This window comes from Mesotoga prima MesG1.Ag.4.2 (assembly GCF_000147715.2).
Taxonomy (GTDB): Bacteria; Thermotogota; Thermotogae; order Petrotogales; family Kosmotogaceae; genus Mesotoga; species Mesotoga prima.
In genome coordinates this window covers 2253639-2272933 of the sequence record NC_017934.1, presented here as the reverse complement: position 1 = coordinate 2272933, position 19295 = coordinate 2253639, and the positions used below count along the sequence as shown (strand labels likewise).

General features: G+C 44.1%; 17 protein-coding genes. 8 read left to right on the top strand and 9 right to left on the bottom strand.

Annotated features, from left to right (window positions below):
- Positions 1–361: 361 nt before the first annotated feature.
- Positions 362–1438, top strand: a complete 1077-nt coding sequence (locus THEBA_RS10625; RefSeq protein WP_014731530.1) for a hypothetical protein — start codon at positions 362–364, stop codon at positions 1436–1438.
- Here the strand turns inward: THEBA_RS10625 and nadE are convergent.
- Positions 1425–2264 carry an NAD(+) synthase gene (gene nadE, locus THEBA_RS10620; RefSeq protein WP_014731529.1) on the bottom strand — a complete coding sequence of 280 codons (840 nt, stop codon included), beginning with the start codon at positions 2262–2264 and terminating at the stop codon, positions 1425–1427. The two genes, THEBA_RS10625 and nadE, sit on opposite strands and share 14 nt — an antisense overlap.
- 163 nt (positions 2265–2427) lie before the next feature.
- Here nadE and ggt point away from each other — a divergent pair, with 163 nt between their 5' ends.
- The 3 genes from ggt (at position 2428) to THEBA_RS10605 (ending at position 6542) form a co-directional block, all read left to right on the top strand.
- Entirely contained in the window at positions 2428–4110 is a 1683-nt protein-coding gene (ggt, locus tag THEBA_RS10615) for a gamma-glutamyltransferase (RefSeq protein ID WP_014731528.1), read from the top strand.
- Positions 4111–4285: 175 nt separating this feature from the next.
- Entirely contained in the window at positions 4286–4738 is a 453-nt protein-coding gene (mscL, locus tag THEBA_RS10610) for a large conductance mechanosensitive channel protein MscL (protein ID WP_006487830.1), read from the top strand.
- Between the two features lie 169 nt (positions 4739–4907).
- Positions 4908–6542, top strand: a complete 1635-nt coding sequence (locus THEBA_RS10605) for a S8 family serine peptidase (protein ID WP_014731527.1) — start codon at positions 4908–4910, stop codon at positions 6540–6542.
- Positions 6543–6592: 50 nt separating this feature from the next.
- Here THEBA_RS10605 and THEBA_RS10600 read toward each other — a convergent pair whose 3' ends face one another.
- The 6 genes from THEBA_RS10600 to THEBA_RS10575 all read right to left on the bottom strand — a co-directional run bounded on the left by THEBA_RS10600 (position 6593) and on the right by THEBA_RS10575 (position 12878).
- A complete protein-coding gene (locus tag THEBA_RS10600; protein WP_006487834.1) occupies positions 6593–7033 on the bottom strand; it encodes an OsmC family protein in 441 nt (146 codons plus the stop codon).
- A 373-nt stretch (positions 7034–7406) separates the two neighbouring features.
- Positions 7407–8795, bottom strand: a complete 1389-nt coding sequence (gene cysS, locus THEBA_RS10595) for a cysteine--tRNA ligase (protein ID WP_014731526.1) — start codon at positions 8793–8795, stop codon at positions 7407–7409.
- Between the two features lie 30 nt (positions 8796–8825).
- Positions 8826–10079: an adenylosuccinate synthase gene (locus tag THEBA_RS10590; RefSeq protein ID WP_014731525.1), complete on the bottom strand. Its 1254-nt coding sequence runs from the start codon at positions 10077–10079 to the stop codon at positions 8826–8828.
- A complete protein-coding gene (gene purB / locus THEBA_RS10585) occupies positions 10080–11381 on the bottom strand; it encodes an adenylosuccinate lyase (protein WP_014731524.1) in 1302 nt (433 codons plus the stop codon).
- Between the two features lie 368 nt (positions 11382–11749).
- The gene (locus THEBA_RS10580) at positions 11750–12115 is read right to left on the bottom strand and encodes a hypothetical protein (protein WP_236609150.1); all 366 of its coding nucleotides are present in this window, start codon (positions 12113–12115) and stop codon (positions 11750–11752) included.
- Positions 12116–12434: 319 nt separating this feature from the next.
- Entirely contained in the window at positions 12435–12878 is a 444-nt protein-coding gene (locus THEBA_RS10575) for a CGGC domain-containing protein (protein ID WP_006487841.1), read from the bottom strand.
- A 140-nt stretch (positions 12879–13018) separates the two neighbouring features.
- On the opposite strand from THEBA_RS10575, the gene THEBA_RS10570 reads away from it, so the two are divergent.
- Complete coding sequence (locus THEBA_RS10570; protein ID WP_006487842.1) at positions 13019–14350, top strand: MATE family efflux transporter; 1332 nt, start codon at positions 13019–13021, stop codon at positions 14348–14350.
- Between the two features lie 74 nt (positions 14351–14424).
- On the opposite strand, the gene pepV is transcribed toward THEBA_RS10570, so the two are convergent.
- Both pepV and THEBA_RS10560 read right to left on the bottom strand, forming a co-directional pair.
- On the bottom strand, positions 14425–15810 hold the full coding sequence (gene pepV / locus THEBA_RS10565; protein ID WP_006487843.1) for a dipeptidase PepV: 1386 nt from the start codon (positions 15808–15810) through the stop codon (positions 14425–14427).
- Between the two features lie 12 nt (positions 15811–15822).
- The gene (locus tag THEBA_RS10560; RefSeq protein WP_014731522.1) at positions 15823–16833 is read right to left on the bottom strand and encodes a mannose-1-phosphate guanylyltransferase; all 1011 of its coding nucleotides are present in this window, start codon (positions 16831–16833) and stop codon (positions 15823–15825) included.
- 213 nt (positions 16834–17046) lie between these two features.
- On the opposite strand from THEBA_RS10560, the gene kal reads away from it, so the two are divergent.
- Genes kal through kdd form a run of 3 tightly spaced genes read left to right on the top strand, consistent with a single transcriptional unit; the run spans position 17047 to position 19287 of the window.
- Entirely contained in the window at positions 17047–17442 is a 396-nt protein-coding gene (gene kal, locus THEBA_RS10555) for a 3-aminobutyryl-CoA ammonia lyase (RefSeq protein ID WP_006487845.1), read from the top strand.
- Positions 17435–18259, top strand: coding sequence for a 3-keto-5-aminohexanoate cleavage enzyme (gene kce, locus THEBA_RS10550; RefSeq protein ID WP_014731521.1), 825 nt, complete (start codon positions 17435–17437; stop codon positions 18257–18259). The genes kal and kce overlap by 8 nt, the downstream gene beginning before the upstream one ends.
- A complete protein-coding gene (kdd, locus tag THEBA_RS10545; RefSeq protein ID WP_014731520.1) occupies positions 18256–19287 on the top strand; it encodes an L-erythro-3,5-diaminohexanoate dehydrogenase in 1032 nt (343 codons plus the stop codon). Before kce ends, kdd begins: the two co-directional genes overlap by 4 nt.
- Positions 19288–19295: the final 8 nt, after the last annotated feature.

Sequence of the window (19295 nt, the reverse complement as noted above, 5' to 3'; positions counted from 1 at the left end):
TTCTTCAACGATTCAAAAGCTACATCTGGAGGTTAAGAGGAAGGCTCTCAATTCATCAAAACACTTACAGATAAAAGAGCTTCGGGAGCCGAAAAGAGCTTATTCTTTTCAGGTTCCAATAAGAGAAATCCGTCGAGATCATTTCATGTGATTTTCTCATTATCAATTGGTTTCGATGAAATCTGATTTAGGTCCGTTTTCAGTTATATTTCCGAGTTTTCTCCTAGTTTTGACCACGGCGGAAGGGCGTTCACTAGAGAAAACTCGGTAGCTGCCCTTTAGTTAACTTTGCTTAAGACATGACGAATGTATAAGGTATAATGCTTTTATCGGAGATAGCAAAAAGAAAGGGGGAATCAACATGAAGACAATGGGGTACTCGGCTTTTCTTATAAGCGATGCCGGTTCAGTGATTATTGAGGAATCAAAACATGACGGAATAACGCTCACATTTCCTTCCGATCCAGTATTTGCGAAGTACAGGGGCCGTCTCATGGCTGTTATCGAAGTCAAAATGGAATCATCAAAGTTCTCTCTCACAAAGAGCAAGCTTGACCTTAGCGGGGTTAAGCTTCATGGCGTCAAGATAGTTGAAGACAAGTTATTTGAAGATTCGGTTGCTCTTTGGGCCTTCGAGTCGAGAACACTCGGCAAAACTCTGAGAATTGTGTCAGATGGAGAAGCGTCAAAGATACCTGCAAAAAGGGATACGAATTTCGTTGTTCCAATTATTGTGAATACAATAGAGTTCTCCTCGAAGGAAGCGCATACTGGGAGATTGATCTTTCCGTTGCCAGATGAATGGTTTGTTCTTTCCAGTGTATATTTTGGCCAGGATGGCGCGAAAATCCGCAGGGAAAACGCAAAGATCGACTTAGATTCTCTTAGTACAGGAATAGTTGTGGAAGAACTTAGAAAACACAGGGTCTTCACCGACAACCTTTGGGACCTGTATCAACTGTACAAATCATTGGAGAGCTTTGAAACGAAAAACGAGTCTCTTCCCGAACCACTGGGAGAAGAAATCACTGTTTCGGATCTAGACCTTGAAGACTCTATACCTCAGGCTGCCGACCTTTACCTTTCAAAGGACAGAAAGACAACCGACTCTCTTCATCGCGAAGTAGTTATTCAATCGAGCATAGAAAAGGTGGGAACTTTCAGCAAAAAGAAAGCGGTTGTCCTACGGATTATGAACAATTCCGACCTCGGAACGATCAAGGGAATTCATATATCGTTCAGGCTCATAGATCCTATGGGTAAAGAGCTTTACGTTGCAGAAAAAGAACTTGAGGGATTGAGTGTCGGACCGGGAGAGGCAAAAAAACAAGTGTTCACAGACTTTCCGGAATTTGCCGACCAGCAACTGGAACGAGTAGTTGTGAATCTCATGAGTATTTCGTGGAGCAACGGTCTAAAGACGCTTAGTGATTCCTAGAAATAGCTAGATTTCTTAGTTCTCGATACCTGGCTGATTCAAGTATTCTCAGGACCCTCATGGATTTCGTATCATGGGGGTCTAGAACTTCTCCTCCTTCAATACGCCGAAGAGATTTGTCCAGATCGTCAATCGTCACTCCAAAAACATTTTCGTCAGTAACACCAGGTATGAGATCTGGACTTGGAGGTTTTTCTATTATCCTGCTTGGAATTTGCAATTGCCCTGCTAGTTCGATTACTTCGGTTTTAAACAAATGCCTTATTGGCTCAATATCGCTTGAATCGTCTCCCCATTTCACATAAAGCCCACATAACAGCTCGGTCTTGTTGGTGGTTCCCAGCACCGCGTATCCTCGTTTTTCAGCTTCAAGGTAAAGGGAGATCATCCTTACTCTGTGCTTCGATCTATAATAGGCCAGTCCCCTTCTGAATTCATCGTTTCCTTCATTACAAAGATCGTCAAGAAATGGGTCAGAAGACAGCTCCTCCCACTTGTGTTTAACATACTTCTCCTTAATTGTCTGAGGGATTAAGAATGCGGGAGGCTGAAGCTTATAGGTACCAATTGCTCTAAGAGCAGAGCTTATGTTTTTGACTTTGAAGTCTATCCCAAGAAACTTCGCGACGAGCTTCGAATCCCTAATCGTATCTCTTGAAGAGTCGCGCTCTGGCATGAGTAGTCCGAATATCTTCTCCTTTCCAAGAGCTTCGACGGCGAGTTTTCCAACAACGGCAGAATCGATTCCTCCGCTAATACCTATCACAGCTCCCTTATAACCATATTTCATAATAGAATCTCTTATGAAACCAATAATCTCATCCATAATGTTCACCTAGGAAATTATACTAGATGAATGATCTTTTCCCTTGAAAAGTCATAGCCATTTCGCAGTAAGTAATCAGACTCTTTGACAGGGAATGTTACGTTGGATGAAAATGCTAAACTTGTAATTATGAAGCTCTTAAGCTCAAATTAGGAGGACGATAATGAAGAAAATTCTGTTTGTACTTACCATCATAGTAACTGCCGGAACTCTCATGGCTTCGAATCCAATCAACCTTTATGGAAGAGATGCAGAGGGCAGAAACGGAGTTGTGGCGGCAGCAAAGCCTGAGGCTTCACAGGTGGGCGTTGCAATTCTAGAAATGGGTGGGAATGCGGTTGATGCAGCGATCGCCACTGCATTTGCGCTGGGTGTACTTGAACCTAACGCATCAGGAATAGGGGGCGGCGGATTCATGATCATCAGGTTGGCTGACATGGATGATGCTGTCGTCATAGACTTCAGAGAAACTGCACCAGGAGCGACGAGTCCTTCATTCTTCAATCTCGACGAGAACAATCGTCCCATCAACTATGAAAGTACTGTTGGTGGAAAAGCCATAGGAGTACCCGGTGAAGTAGCCGGGCTTCTATATGCGCTTGAGCACTATGGAACACTCTCCCGCGAGCAAGTTATAAAACCGGCTATAGACTGGGCGAAGAAGGGAATTCCGGTGACAACCAACTTGTTCTCGATTATCAATGACAACTACGAAAAGATAATGATGATGGAAAACGGTGCCGATATCTACCTTAAGTATGGCGGCATACCCTATGAAATAGGTGAGACTATTGTTCTGAATGATTTGGCCAACACTCTCGAGCTAATCGCAGAGAAAGGAAAAGATGCATTCTACACCGGCGAAATTGCCGAAAAGATCGTCGCCGAGGTTCAAAAACGTGGCGGAGTCATGACTCTAGAAGACCTTTCAAATTACGAAGTGAAGATCCGGAAACCAGTTTGCGGAAGTTATCGCGACTATACAATTCTTTCGGTGCCTCCCGCCAGTTCGGGTGGAACTCACGTTATTGAACTGCTAAACATTATGGAGAACTTCGATCTTGAATCACTCGGAGACAATACCGCTGAGACTCTGCACATTTGGTCTGAAGCAATGAAGCTGGTATTTGCCGACAGGGCTAAATACATGGCCGATACCGACTTTGCAGAAGTACCCCTTGAGGGCCTAACTTCAAAAGATTATGCGAAACTCCTGGCCGACAAGATTGATATGAACAGACCAATCGAATCGGTGGAGGCCGGAGACCCCTGGCAGTTTGAGAGCGGCAGCACCACGCATCTTTCCGTAATGGACAAAGAAGGAAACATGGTTGCAATAACCAAATCGATTAACTACTTCTTCGGGTCAGGTGTCGTTGTTCCTGGAACCGGCATTCTGCTAAACAATCACATGGACGATTTCGTTAAAACCCCAGGTTCCGTCAATTCAGTTGAACCAGGCAAACGACCTCTCAGCAGCATGAGCCCCACTCTGGTTTTGGACCCTGAGGGAAGACCATATATGACGATTGGCGCTCCGGGTGCCACAAGAATTATTACCACTGTGGCCCAGACAATTAGCAATATCATTGATCACGGGATGACTGTTCAACAAGCGATTCTGGCCCCTAGAGTCTTCAGATCTCAGTCTGGGCCATTTTACATAGAAGGCCGCATCTCAATAAATGCTTACAACAAACTGATCCAAATGGGTCATGAGATATCAATAAGGAATGATTATGATCCTTATTTTGGAGGGGTTCATGCAGTGCTTTTCAACAGAGATATAGGCATTCTTTTTGGCGGAGCCGATCCCAGAAGAGATGGACAGGCTGTTGCGTTCTGATGTAGCACAGAAGATCACCTCTTCGAAAACAAAGCAACGATCTTTTCTTTTTTAAGGATGAAACTCAGTAATCAAATCGGTAATCGCTCTTTGATTGTGTTTCAAATCCTTGATTATAGAACGATACATGATCATAATCTCTTCATAACGTGCGTATTGTAAAGGGGTGAGCGGTGTGTGGAAGGAATTCAAGAAATTCATTAGTCGTGGTAATGTGATTGATCTTGCGGTCGGAATCATTATCGGCGGTGCGTTTCAGGTCATTGTCAAATCGCTGGTCGAAGACATTATCATGCCTTTTATCAGCCTATTTCTTGGTGGGATTGACTTTTCAAACATATTCATCAGTCTCTCCGGAGGAACCTACGCAACTCTCGCAGAAGCAAAAGAAGCAGGTGCCGCAACTCTGAACATCGGCCTTTTCATCAACGCAGTCATAAATTTCCTGATCCTTGCGTTTGTCATCTTTATGATTGTGAGGCTCATTAACAAGATACGGGAAAGGCAGAAGAAGGAAGAGGCTGCGGCAGCGCCAACGACGAAGATCTGTCCTTTCTGTCACACTTCGATTCCGATCGATGCAATAAGGTGTCCCAACTGTACGTCTGAACTTGAAAAGAAGGCTTGAGACCCTTTTCGAAGAGAGCGACCTACGGGTCGCTCTTGTTTTTGGATATTTCCATTCGTCGCTCTTGTCCGTACCGATTTACAGACCGGACCCATTTCATTAAAAATGGATAACACGAAAACTCTTGCGATGATGGTACAATCATTCCATCTAGATCCGGAGGTTCAAGATGCGGCTTATTAAAGTCTTAACGCTTATAACAGCTCTTTTTGTTGTTCTTTGTTTCTCTCTCACTGGATGCATTAAACCCGAGGTTTACTACTCTCTTTCAGGCCAGGTCGTTCCTTACTTTCCAGAAACCTCAGCTCACGATAGTTTTCAAAGAACTGCAGCATACACTCCCATATTTTCCAGTAAAGACATAGAGCAGGGTTTCATGAGTAATCAATTTATTGTCCTCTTCGATAGAGGGTTTGATTCAACAATAATATCGGGCGTTTCTGGAGTAGAGATCCTCGATGAGTTCTTTTCAAGAGACGGTTCTGTTGGTTATGCCGTTGTGAAGACAAACGATCCATCTTCGCTGTCTGGAATTGAAGGAGTCAAGTCAGTCGAGCCTGAGAAGATCTTCACTCTTCAATCCGAGGAGAGTGTCCCCAACGACCCGCTGTATTCCGGTCAATGGAACTATCCGATGATCCAGATGCCTCAAGCCTGGACTATTGCTAAGGGTTCTTCCACTGTCGTTGTCGCAGTAATAGACTCTGGTGCTAGACTGGATCATCCAGATTTGGAAGGTATCTTTCTTCCGGGATACGATCTAATAAACGATGATGATGACCCTACAGATTATGATCCCGTTAAATCCCATGGAACCCATGTTACAGGTACGATTGCCGCGAAAACGAATAATTCTCTGGGGGTTTCAGGGATGACATGGGGAGAGTATTGCACTATCATGCCAATAAAGATTTTCGAAGCTGGGGAAACGACGGCAGGAATACTCGCTAGCAGCATTATCTTCGCAGTTGAGCACGGCGCAAAGATAATAAACATGAGCCTGGCGGGTGGGGATGATGACGTAGTTGCTGCAGCTGTAAAATATGCTAAAGAAAATGAAGTCCTAATGATTGCAGCTTCAGGAAACAAACCATATCAACGTTATCCGGCTTTATATGATGAAGTGATATCAGTTGGCGCGGTCGACAATGATATGCGATGGGCAAGCTACTCGAATTACGGAGTTTATCTCGACCTTGTCGCCCCTGGTGGCTCAAGCAGCGCTCAGATACTAAGTACCGGATACTCGACAGACGAAGGAAACACATACTCATATATGCAAGGAACATCCATGGCGGCGCCACATGTTACAGGGCTTGCAGCACTTCTTATGGCAAAAGGATACGCCGGCAAGGACGACTCGGGTGAGGAGATAATAAGGAAGATCCTGAGAGAAACGGCTCTTGATCTGGGAGAAAGTGGCTGGGATGAGTACTATGGCTTCGGACTAGTTCAGGCATACGATTCTCTTACCTACGAGGAAGAACGCAGGCCACTATTGGTTCAGATCTTGTCCACCTCGGGCGAAGTCATTAGGGAGACTGAAGTCAATCCGGACGGATCCTTTCAATTCAATGGACTCACCGAAAACTACATAAAGATAAGGGTATGGAGAGATTTCAACGGAAACGAGGAGATAGACAAGGGAGACCTGATTGGTTATTACGGGTATCAGGAATCCGACCATTATCTCGTCTGGAACCCCTCTCTTGATAACGCGGAAACTTTATCTTATCTCAGCAGCGGTAGTTACGAACTCACTAATCCCTTACACTTTTTCCCAATAATAGAATTTTCGGAATAAGACTAATTAAAAGGGCTCCCTTCAGGGAGCCCTTTTTTAAACTAAGTCGCTTAGAGTTCCTTAGCAATGACCTTAACTGGTGTTGGATTACTAAGATTGTCGGAAACCGGACATCGATCCTCTACAGACTTTACCCACTTTTCCAGGGTTTCTTCTTCGGCATCCGTATCGACTTTCATTTCGGCAATAATTTCCTTATAACCGGCCCTGTCTTCGTAGGACTTCCCATAAAGCCTTGCTGGATTCAACGGACCATAGACGTCTATCTCCAATCTTCTTATATTGAAACCCATCTCATCTGCAACGAGATGCCCTACTACATTTAGACAACCGGCCAGTGCGGCGAGAACGTATTCCACTGGATTGGCACCTTTATCTTCTCCACCAAGATTGGGTGGCTCGTCAACGATCATAGTGAAGTTTCTTGCCTTTACGGATACTCTGGCTGCACTTTCTGAAATTGCCTTTACTCTGAAACTTGCATCTGGCATTCTATTTCCTCCTTATTTGTTACTTATTTCACAATAATTATAACAACCAAGGGCTCTCAAAGAGTTAAGCCGAGATAAATTATCCGTAAATAAGGCAACTATCACTCGTTGTTTGATTAAACAGCCTTCCACTCTGCGTTTTTTCTCCGCACGCTTTTTCTTAGGCTTCAAGGAACTCTTCGGTTTTGAATTTAGATATTTTTGCAGAACGAAACTCAATGAAGAAAGACCTTCGAATTTTCGGAAAGGATTTCTTCTGTTTAGATTCAAGTAATGGGGTTATCCTTCTTACATAGAGAACAAATCGGGAAATCCCAATTTCAGGAAATATCCAGATAATTCAACGCTCGTAGCGGGAGAAAGTAGTCTTTGATTACCTTCTTCTTATCTTATACCCATCTCTCTCATCGAGTACTTCATATCCCTTTTCTGAGATCAACTGTCTAAGCTCATCGGCCTTCTCCCAATTCCGTTCCTTTCGAGCAGCATCTCTCTGATTGGCCAATTCGATAACTTCTTCTGGAATGGTCTTGCTTTCAACCTCAGAGAGGCCAAGACCAAGAACTTCGTCAAATCTGTCGATTAGGGAAAGCTTTTCACCAGGTCGAAGATCTTCGCTGTCTACTACTTTCCAAAGAACGGCGAGGGCTTTTGGTGTATTCAGATCATCATTTATAGCCTCATGAAATTCATTCATAAGATCATCATTGGGCCTGGTTTCTGATTCATTTAATTCCTTTAGCTCCTCAATTCTAGTGATGAGTTTCTTCATGGCGCTCTTCGCGCCATCAAGAGCTTCCATTGTAAAGGTCAGCTGCTTCTTGTAATGGGCGCCGAGAAGATAGTAGCGATAATCTGCAGGCTCGTACCCCCTGTCAATAAGAGTCTGAAGAGTAATGAAGTTTCCAAGCGATTTAGACATTTTTTCCCCTTCCCCAATGACGAGAAACTCCGAATGCAACCAGAAGTTCACCCATTCATGTCCGAAAGCCGCCTCGCTCTGAGCGATTTCATTCGTATGATGAACCGGAATGTGATCTATACCGCCTGTGTGTATGTCAAATCTCTCTCCAAGATACTTTGAAGCCATCGCGGAACATTCAATGTGCCATCCGGGAAAGCCCCTACCCCATGGTGAATCCCACTGCATTGCGTGGTTTTCATATTTATATCGAGTGAACCACAAAACGAAATCAAAGGGGTTTTTCTTGAAGGGGTCGTTCTCAACCCTTGAACGAATTTTCTCTTCATCAAGTTGGAGCCTTGCCAGTTTTCCATAGTCGGGAACCTTTGAAGTATCGAAGTAGACATTACCGCCGGCTATGTAGGTGTAGCCGTTGGCTTCAATTTTTTGGATCATGTCTATCATATCTTGCACGTGCTCGGTCGCCCTGCACGTAACAGTTGGAAGAATGATCCTCAATCTTTCTAGATCTTTGAAGAAAGCCTTCGTATAGAAATCAACGATTTCCCACACTGTCTTTCCCTCACGTCTCGCACCGGCTTCCATCTTGTCTTCGCCTTCGTCTTCGTCTCCCGTAAGATGGCCAACATCAGTTATGTTCATTACGTGTCTTACTTTATAGCCATTGAAAAGAAACATCCTTTTGAGGGTATCGGCAAAGACGTAAGCTCTAAGATTGCCAATATGGGCAAAATTATATACTGTCAGTCCACACGTATATATTCCCACCTCGCCTATCTTCAAAGGTTTGAAGATCTCTTTCCTTCTTGACATGGTGTTCGTCAGTCTTATTTCCATACTCTGCCTCACCTCATTCCCAGTTACCTTCTAAATATTCATTATAAGGTCGTTTCTAGTCTTCATTTCCTCTGTTCTAGGACCGTACGATATGTAGTCTATCTCCACACCGGTTTCTCTTTCAATGAACGTCATGTACTTCAGAAAGTTAATATGATCCGTGGAAGGCCAGCCGCTAATAGTTTCATAAATCGGTCTTGCCTTGAAGAAATCATATGAAGTTGAAGGCATTTCCTTAACCGCACCCTCAACATCATAAGCCACACAAACCTTGACTTCATCCAACCCATTTAACACATCGCCCTTAGTGATGACGAAACCTGTCAGGCCTGATCTTATCCTTGCGTACCTGAGTGCCGGAAGGTCAAGCCAGCCCACTCTTCGAGCCCTCCCCGTTGTTGCACCGTATTCCTTGCCTCTTTCGCGAACGAGATTCCCCACTTCAGAGAACTCTTCGGTCGGGAAGGGGCCTGAACCTACTCGAGTCGTGTAGGCTTTCAGAACCCCATACACGTTGTCAAGTTCGAAGGTCGAAAAACCCACCGATGATACACCGTGAGCCATACATGCTCCAGAAGTGACAAACGGGTATGTCCCGAAATCAAGATCGAGAAGGACACCTTGAGCTCCCTCAAAGAGTATGGAAGTACTCCTGAAGACCCTGAACATGTCTACTGCGCTGGTGAAATTGACGCTGAGCCTTTCGAGCTTAGTCTTGAGCCCATTCAAATAGGTCGTCATTTCGCCAAATGAAAGTGTGAAATCCCTGTTGTATTTCATTCTTTTCATGTGATAGAGAGCTTCAAGTCTTTCTTTCAACAGTGATTCATCGAAGAGAACGTAGAGCTTCAACCCTTCCCGGGAGACCTTGTCGGTGTAGGAAGGACCTATTCCTTTTCCTGTAGTCCCTATTGGCACCTCTCGCATCTCTTCTATGAACAAGTCCTCTTCTTTGTGCCATGGAAGAACTATAAAGGCTTCAGGATCAAGATAGAATCTACTTGAAATACCTGGAAAGTCCGCTTCCAGTGTTTCCAGTTCATCGATCAGTTGTTCTACATCTATCACCATCCCGGCACCAAGAAAACCCTTTGAACAACTACGAGGATTGATCGAAGGCAAAAGATGGTTCACGTATTTCTTGTCCTCAACGAAAATTGTATGACCGGCGTTTGCACCACCAGAAAATCTGACTATCCACTCGAAATTTTCGGAAAAGTAATTGACCACTTTCCCTTTCCCTTCATCGCCCCATTGGGCACCGACAACGGCAAGTTTCCTCACTTAGTTACCTCCATCAAAAGCTCTTTCGAATATTTGGCCGACGTTTCTCAAATAATACTCAGGTTCAAAAAGCCGTATTGCTTCTTCTGAATCAAGATACTGAGCAATTTCTTCGTTTGATAAGACGACCTCCTTGAAATCCAGCCCATTATTCCAACAATTCATAGAGAGTCTTTGAACCAATTGATAGGCGTCTTCCCTGGACATACCCCTGTCAACAAGTGACAACATAACCCTCTGTGAGAAGACAAGATTTCTAGAGGCCTTGAAGTTCTCCCTCATCCTGTCAGGATATACAACAAGATTGCTAACCAAATAGGCTGACCTTTCTGCCATGTAATAGAGAAGCATAGTGGCGTCCGGAAAGATTATCCTCTCTACACTGGAATGCGAGATGTCTCTTTCATGCCAGAGAGAGATATTCTCTAATGACGCTAGCACATAACTCCTGACTATTCTTGCCATACCTGTAAGTCTTTCACAAATAATGGGATTCTTCTTGTGAGGCATTGCGGAAGAACCTCTTTGACCCTCTCTGAAAGGCTCCTGAACCTCCAGGACCTCGGTCTTCTGAAGATGCCTGAATTCGGTTGCCATTCTCTCTATCGATGAGGCGGCTATTGCCAACCCCGTAAAAAATTCTGCGTGAACATCTCTCGGTATTACCTGAGTCGAAACTACAGTGGGTTTCAAGCCAAGTTCCGCAAGAGCAATTTTCTCAATCTCGAGTGAAATGTTGGCGTAGTTCCCAACGGCACCACTTAGTTTCCCAACCGCGCAATTCTCCGTGGCCTTCTTCAGACGATCTATTGCCCTCTTTATCTCCACGTAAAAAGATAGAAGCTTTAAACCAAACGAAGTCGGCTCTGCATGAACGCCGTGTGTCCTTCCCATGCAAACGACATCTTTATAAGCGACCGCTCTTTCTTTCAACGCCTCTGAGAGCTTTTCCAAAGCATGGATTATGAGCTTTCCCGACTCCGTAATTGCAAGTGAAAGCGCTGTGTCTACAACATCGGAAGAAGTAAGTCCGAGATGGAAGTATCTCGCCTCGTCCCCCATATTTTGTGTCACTGATTTGATAAAGGCTATTACATCATGATCAACTTCGCTTTCAATCTTCAGTATTGAGTCTAGATCCACTCTTGCTGACGATGCAATCTTATCATGCGTACCCTGAGGAACTAACCCTGTCTTCTCGTACGCCGCAACTACAGCCAGCTCCACTTCAAGCCATCTTTCGTATTGGGCTCTAAGCTCCCAGAGGTCTTTCAGGGGTGAAAGCGCATATCTTTCTATCATGACCCACCTCCATGACCAACAAATAATAGTTTACATCAAAGCTAACATCAATGTCTTTCGGAAACGTCATCCATTTCAAAAGATCCTTCGGCCCGACCGTTGAACCAAGAAAGCGAAAACTCGCAACACATAGCGACGCTTTTGCACGTCACAAGAAGTATGCGTAATTAGCTGAAGAGACTATTCACACGATCAAATCGAAGACTGAAAATTCTCCAGGAGAATGAAATGTCAATAGATTGTTCTGATTATCCATTCAAAGAGAGTGCTTATCTCTACCTTTCTAGATGTCACAAAGTCTATTGTCTGATCGGCTATCTTCGTTAATCTAAGCAGATAATCACCAGTCCCTGTCTACCAACAGATGGTTATAGCTCTTCTGGCGTCTTCTCCAATGGCAACATTTGCCATTGAAAAACCTCAGTCGCGTAGTTTCTGGCGATAGCCATTCCACCGAGGGCAAGATCATAGGAAGCAACGAGACCTCCAGCCGCAAAACACAAAGAGAAAGCAAGACCACCAAGTGTAAATATCAGACTTGATGATACTCCTCCTAGGGAAAGCAAAATGGAAAACGCTAATCCGCCAAAGCTGAATAGACTGAATGAGATACCGCCAGTGAAGAGTACACCTACTGCAATGTTTTCAATTGCGATGACTCCCCTTAGCAATACCAAAGGGGCTGGTATTAATATGAACAATCGAGTGTCCGGCAGTGGCACTCTTTGAAACACACTCATATCCATAGAGACTTCGCTTACGACCAGTAACCGTAGCTCTTGAGTATGCCTTTGGATAAAGCGGCTTCCTTTCTTCCAAAAACCTCCTTGCACACTCATTGGGGGAGGTTTACACCTTGAAAGAATTATCCATGCCACTGTCGAAAACTCTGTTTTGGATATCGTAACACATCTCTCTTCTCAGGTCTTTTTTGGAGATTCTAAAAATAGAATTCGAGCTCAAAGAGATCCGCAAGTCAAGTACTGAGAAGCCCTCTTCTCGTTGATCATTCCACTCACCGGTGTCCCATACTACAGAACCCAGCTCTCACACTCAATCATATGCTTTCATTATCGCCGGGTCTTCTTTCATCAAGTGTTCTGCGATAGAAAACATATCGGTTTTTTCCCAGAATGAAAGCTTCTGATGAGCAATGAGATATTTCATGGGAATTGGATGAGTGCCGATTACAACCGGTACTTCATAATAGCTTTCGATGAACTCCTTGAAATGACTCAGTCTCGGACATGGTGGATATCCCACTACCATTCCCGTCGCCAGGTGTATGACTTCTGCACCGTTTTTTATCATTTCCTGCGGTACGTATTCTACATTTCCACCGGGACATCCTCCACAGTAGGAATAACCAACAAGCTGCAGTTCTTCATCTTTCGGATATAATGCAAAACCCCCGACATGTTCTCTCATGGCCCTGAGACACTTACCACCACCGCAATTCTGATAACGCCCACAGATAATTATCCCTATCTTCTTCACATGAACACCCCTTCCACTCTCGAGTATCTATCATTCTCATTATAGCAAGTATTAGCAACGATAATCCTTCAACATGCATCATTGCCTATCTTCAGAAATAGCTGTATAATTTTACGGCGTTAATTTCATCGGAGGTAGTTATGAAGGATTTCACGAAGCGTATGCTCTCCATTGCCGTACCAATTACTCTTCAGAACCTTATATCTACCGGCCTTAATCTCGTTGACAATTTGATGATCGGGCAGCTGGGTACAACTGCCATAGCTTCAGTGGGTTTGGTCAATCAAGTAGTATTCATTCTCAACATACTTACATTTGGTGTGTCCAGCGGAGCCGGGATATTTGTCGCTCAGTTTTGGGGCAAGAGAGACGAGAAGAGCATTGAGAAGACCATTGGACACATGCTATATATAACCATAGGAGCCTCTGCCTTATTCTTTGTCCTGCTCTTCTTCTTGCCTGAGAGAATTCTCATGATCTTCACGACAGATGTCGAAGTGGTCAAGACAGGGGCAGAATATGCAAGGCCTGTCGCTTTCTCCACATTCCTAACATCCTTTTCCTTCATTATTGCAATGGCCTTGAGGACTGTGGAAAAGGCTAGAATTCCAATGTATGTTAGTCTTGTCGCTCTTTCGATCAATACGGTGGCAAATTACATTCTAATTTTCGGTCTTGGCCCGATTGAACCTTTAGGCGTTTTTGGAGCGTCTTTTGCAACGCTTCTCTCTAGACTTGTGGAATTCGTAATATTCGTCAGTATTGTTTACCGCAAGAAAACTCCAATAAGGCTTTCTAGATCAGCCTTAAAATTCGAAATTCCATTTTTCAGAAGGCTTATGAAATATGCTACTCCAGTAATCATCAATGAATTCTTGTGGAGCCTTGGTATTACAATGTATTCTCTGGTTATGGCAAGAATGGGCACAGAATTCATAGCTGCCAGGAACATTTCCAGTACAATTGAGAATTTTGGTTTTGTTATCTTTGGTGGACTTTCCTCGGCGACAGTTGTAATGGTGGGAGCAGAACTTGGAAGGAACAATTTTTCTCAGGCAAAATACAATGCGAGAAAATTGCTTCAGCTTACCGTCATCACCGCAGTGGCCACGGGCTTTATTATCATCCTTCTATCGAGATTTATAGTGAATCTCTACAATATAGATCAATCACTTAAGAACACTGTTCTCACTGTACTAATTATTATTGGTCTTTCACAGCCGATCAAGATGTTCAATGCGGTAAATATAGTAGGGGTTCTTAGAAGCGGAGGTGATTCCAGGGCAGCAATGATAATTGAAATTGTCTCACTATGGGGAGTTGGAATTCCCCTTGTCGCGATAACAGGTCTCGTTCTTAAATGGCCGCTTACTCTAGTTTATATTGCAATGATGGTCGAAGAGCTTTTCAAATCAATCCTGGGGATTAGGAGAACATTAACCTGGAAGTGGTTGAAAAACGTAGTTGATTGAACGCATGCAAATAACAAAGGGACCGAAAAGAATTCTTCGATCCCTTGATTGTCATATCTAAAAAATTAAAACGATTATGACTGAAGGAATCTCAGGAACAGCTGAGCGTATATTCTCGAAACAAGAAGGAGATCTTCGATCGATACTCTTTCATTTGGCTGGTGTGCCATCTCAACATTTCCAGGAAAAAGCGCTCCGAAAGCCACTGCGTTTGGTACGGCACGCGCATAAGTGCCACCGCCGATAGCTATTGGTTCTTCATCATGTCCCGTTACTTCCTTGTACACCTCTCTGCACATCTTAACGAGTTCAGAGTCTGGAGAGATGTAAAGCGGCTTCTGGTGATGAAAAGTCTCGACGCGAAATCCTTTGAAGGCCTCTTCTATTTGTGATCTAATCATCGATTCGTTGAAGAAAACCGGATACCTTATATTGATAACTAGCTTCAATACACCTGCTTGAAGTCTTAGTGTACCTGCATTCAAAGTCAGTTCACCAGACATAGAATCCTTTCCAGAAATTCCTAGAGATTCACCATAGAACTCATAACCGATCTTGGACTTTATAGCAGTAAGAAAGTTTTTGATTTCAGAGTCTCCCAGTCTAAGATCGGCCAGAAGATCTACAATAGCAGCTATAGCACTTTGCCCTTTGTAAGGAGTCGACCCATGAGCGGAAGAACCTGTAATCAAGATTTCGACTTTATCCTCCGATCGGGTTAACTTCAATTTTGTATCATTTTTGGGCGAAAAGGCTTCAATCTTCTCATAACTCTCGGCATCCACACCCCGAAGTACTGCCCTGGCCGAAGATGCAACCATGTTCGGAGCCTCACCGGCAGAAAGAACCTCTACTGATATTCCTTCCCCTCCGTTGTGCGCGGGTGCTGATATCCCGTAATTAACGATACCTTTCTCTGCAAATATAACAGGAAAATCAGCATCTGGAGTCACTGACATGTCCGGGATCTCCTCGTGTTTGACGTAGTATTTCATGCACTCCCACCCAGATTCTTCGTTCGTGCCAAAAATCAGTCTTATCCTCTTCGAAGGCTTCTTCACGTACTCTTTTACAGCCTTCAGAGCGTAAAGGGCTGCTATCATAGGGCCTTTGTCATCCTGGGTCCCTCTTCCCCAGATTTCCCCGTCCTTTACAAGTCCGCTGTATGGTGGAACTTCCCAGCCTTCTCCTTCTGGAACTACATCGAGATGTCCTAAAACGCCGAACGTCTCTCCAGATCCGTAATCAACTATCCCAACGTATCCATCAGCGTTTCTGGCTTCAAAACCGAGATCCTTTGCCAACTTCACTGTCTTTTCAAGAGATTCCTTAACACCTTTACCAAAGGGGCCGCCATCAACAGGTGTGTCCTGAACTGACTTGACCCTAACTGAATCAGACACAGCACTTACCAGCTCATCTTTAAGGGCGATCACCATTTCGTCAAGTTTCCTATCCACTTTTTCTCCTCCTTACTTTATTATCTCCTTTATATCTTGTGACTCTCCTCGTCTGCAAACCAACGTTCCCTCACTGGTTGCTACCAATATGAAGCCTTCAATTCCCGATACGGCTAGTTTCTTCTGGGTATGATTTATCAAAAGGCAGTTCTTCACGTCCTTTAGAGAAAACTCCCCCTCGACTGCATTCCCGTTCTTGTCTTTGATCAGCAAATCATAAACTGCATCCCACGAGCCAATATCGTTCCAGTAGAAACTTGCCGGTACAGTTGCTACTTTTGAGGACCTCTCCATCAAACCATAATCAATTGAGATCTTTGGAAGCCTTTCGTAGATCTTTTCTATGTCTTCTGGTCTCTTACTAATCTCCGAAATTGCAGAAAACAGATCCGGGAAGTTCTTCGAGAGCTCCAAATCGAAAACGCTCTTCTTCCAAACAAAGATGCCGGAATTCCATAGAAATCTGCCGGATTGGACATAATGCTGAGCAGTTTCATAGTCTGGTTTTTCATGAAACTTCTTTACCGAATATACTTCTTCATTATCATCAACAGCATTCCCCCGCTCGATATAACCATAACCAGTGTAAGGATAAGTGGGGGTAATCCCTATCGTAACTAGCGAATCATTTGATTCGGCGTACTTGATTGCCTTATTCAGAGTCTTGAGGAAACTCTCTTCATCTCTTATAACATGGTCAGCGGGAACGACAACCATGATGTCATCAGGGCTAAATCTGGTACTGCCCAATGCTATTGCGGGAGCTGTATTTCTTCTCATGGGCTCAAAGATTACGTTCTCTCCCGGGAAGAGCGGTAGATAGTACTGCATCAAAGGAAACTGCTCCCTTGTTGTTATAATGATTATCTCATCTGTTACCTTTTCCATTCTTTCAATAGTCTCTTCAATCATTGTCTTCGATGAACCAAACTTGTGAAACTGCTTTGGCCTTTTCTTAACACTTACAGGCCAAAGCCTCTCACCTATGCCGCCTGCCATTATCAAGGTCCTTACCACATACATCTCTCCTTCCCGCCGCATCCCGTTATCTATAGCATACCAGAAAGCCAGACCTTTACCCCGTGAAGTTCGGGAGGCTATTTTCGGAAAAATCGTGTATAACAGAATAGGAAGAAAGACTTAGAGACGAATGTTCGACTCTACAAGCCTTTAATCACCGGCCTCAAGCTTTGCGACCGTCACAATTTAGAGGCACAATTAAATGAGGGGGCGAATATGATGACAAAAGTCATGATCAGGTTGCGAATGAGTCTTAACGATGCTCACTATGGAGGCAACCTAGTTGACGGGGCAAGAATCCTTCAGATGTTTGGCGATGTCGCCACAGAACTTCTTATAAGAAACGATGGAGACGAGGGCTTATTCAAGGCCTATGATAATATCGAATTTATCGCGCCGGTTTATGCGGGAGATTACATTGAAGCCACAGGAGAGATTATTTCGTCCGGAAATACATCCAGAAAAATGTTGTTTCAGGCATTCAAGGTTGTACAGACCAGGCCTGAAATAAACGATTCTGCCGCAGAGTTACTGTCAGAACCAGTACTGGTATGCAGGGCAAGTGGGACATGCGTTGTCCCGAAAAGCAGACAGAGGAAGCGCTATGAATAAACTCATAATTACTGCTGCATTAACGGGCGCAGAAGTAATGAAGGATCAGCAACCCGCTCTTCCGATTTCTCCTGAAGAGATCGCTGATGCAGCGTATGACTGCTTTCTGTCAGGAGCAAGTATTGTTCATATTCACGCTAGGGATTCTTCGGGGAAACCTACGCAGAATTTAGAAGTTTACCGAGAAATCAAGGAGAGAATCGCAGAGAAATGCGATTTGATCTTTCAGCCTTCAACTGGCGGAGCAGTGTGGCACAAAGTAAGAGAGAGGGCTCAGCCTCTAGAGCTCAATCCTGAGATGGCGACTCTTTCGGCAGGTACTTGTAACTTTGGTGAAGATGTTTTTTTCAATTCACAGGATACTATGGAAACTTTCGCACAGGAGATGAAAGCAAGAGGAATTAAACCTGAGATTGAAGTTTTCGAGAGGGGAATGATTGAAAACGCTTTGAAATTGCTTAAGAAGGGTTTGATAGATAGCCCCATACATTTTGATTTTGTCCTCGGTGTTCCTGGAGCTTGCCCCGGGAATATTGAAGATCTGATTCACATGGTGAGAGCAATTCCTCAAGGAAGCACGTGGACGGTGGCCGGAATTGGAAGGAACGAGCTTGTTCTGGCAACTGCCGCTATTCTCCTTGGAGGGCATGTTAGAGTTGGTTTCGAAGACAATATCTACTACAAGAAAGGTGAGCTGGCAATTTCGAACGCTCAACTAGTCGAGAGGGTTGTAAGAATTTCGAATGAACTGGGTAGGGACGTAGCCAGCCCCGAAGAAGCAAGAGAAATCCTTGGAATCAGGAGGAAGAATCAGTGAAAGGATGCCCTTATGGAAGTCACAGAGTGATCGAGCCCGCGGGATTCCTTCCGCAGGCAGCGTTAAGGATCGACAACTCTTTGGACCTATACGATAATGAAATCCTGGTGGACGTCACAACTTTAAACGTGGACTCGGCAAGTTTTACTCAGATAAGAGAAGCCTGTGAAGATGATGTGACAAAAATCTCGTCCATGATTATGGATATAGTAAGGGAGAGAGGTAAGCTGCAGAATCCAGTTACGGGTTCAGGGGGGATGTTTATCGGAAAAGTGTCAAAGATCGGGAAAGACCTTTTGAGACGAGATTTAGAGATAGGCGATACTATTGCGTCTCTTGTTTCGCTATCGCTGACACCTTTAAATATCGAAAGGATTGTTCAAGTACATCTCGAAAAGGACCAGATAGATATTGAAGGAAAGGCAGTGTTATTTGAAAGCGGAATTTACGCACGGCTACCGTCAGATATCCCCCCTAAAATGGCCCTGGCGGTACTTGATGTTGCTGGTGCACCGGCACAGGTTGACAAACTAGTAAAAAAGGGTATGAATGTAGCAATTCTTGGAGGCGGCGGAAAATCCGGCTTACTCTGTTGTTATGCAGCTATGAAGAAGTGTCGCGATTCGGGGAAGGTTGTTGTAGTAGAATATTCAGTGGAGAATGCAGAGAGAATTCGAAAGCTTGGCCTTGCCCACGAAGTTATCATTGCCGATGCAACAAAACCTCTCGAAGTCTATGAAAAAATCACTGAGTTTACACAAGGCGATCTCTGTGATGTGGTGATTAATAATGTCAATGTTCCCGGAACAGAGATGGGGTCTATTCTATGTGCAAAAGACAACGGAATTGTATATTTCTTCAGCATGGCTACATCTTTTACCAGAGCCGCGCTGGGCGCTGAAGGTGTTGGAAAGGATATTACAATGATGATAGGGAATGGATATACTAAGGGCCATGCTGAGTTTGCGCTAGGAATCTTAAGGGAATCTAGTGAAATTAGAAGGCTTTTTCAAAAGCTATACATTTGAGGTGGCGT

Excerpts from the sequence above, each read along its gene's own strand:
- kce (WP_014731521.1), top strand. The coding sequence starts at position 17,435 with ATGAATAAACTCATAATTACTGCTGCATTAACGGGCGCAGAAGTAATG.
- THEBA_RS10570 (WP_006487842.1), top strand. The coding sequence starts at position 13,019 with ATGAAGGATTTCACGAAGCGTATGCTCTCCATTGCCGTACCAATTACT.
- ggt (WP_014731528.1), top strand. The coding sequence starts at position 2,428 with ATGAAGAAAATTCTGTTTGTACTTACCATCATAGTAACTGCCGGAACT.
- cysS (WP_014731526.1), bottom strand. The coding sequence starts at position 8,795 with ATGGAAATAAGACTGACGAACACCATGTCAAGAAGGAAAGAGATCTTC.
- THEBA_RS10560 (WP_014731522.1), bottom strand. The coding sequence starts at position 16,833 with ATGTATGTGGTAAGGACCTTGATAATGGCAGGCGGCATAGGTGAGAGG.
- kal (WP_006487845.1), top strand. The coding sequence starts at position 17,047 with ATGATGACAAAAGTCATGATCAGGTTGCGAATGAGTCTTAACGATGCT.
- THEBA_RS10625 (WP_014731530.1), top strand. The coding sequence starts at position 362 with ATGAAGACAATGGGGTACTCGGCTTTTCTTATAAGCGATGCCGGTTCA.
- purB (WP_014731524.1), bottom strand. The coding sequence starts at position 11,381 with ATGATAGAAAGATATGCGCTTTCACCCCTGAAAGACCTCTGGGAGCTT.
- THEBA_RS10600 (WP_006487834.1), bottom strand. The coding sequence starts at position 7,033 with ATGCCAGATGCAAGTTTCAGAGTAAAGGCAATTTCAGAAAGTGCAGCC.
- THEBA_RS10605 (WP_014731527.1), top strand. The coding sequence starts at position 4,908 with ATGCGGCTTATTAAAGTCTTAACGCTTATAACAGCTCTTTTTGTTGTT.
- nadE (WP_014731529.1), bottom strand. The coding sequence starts at position 2,264 with ATGGATGAGATTATTGGTTTCATAAGAGATTCTATTATGAAATATGGT.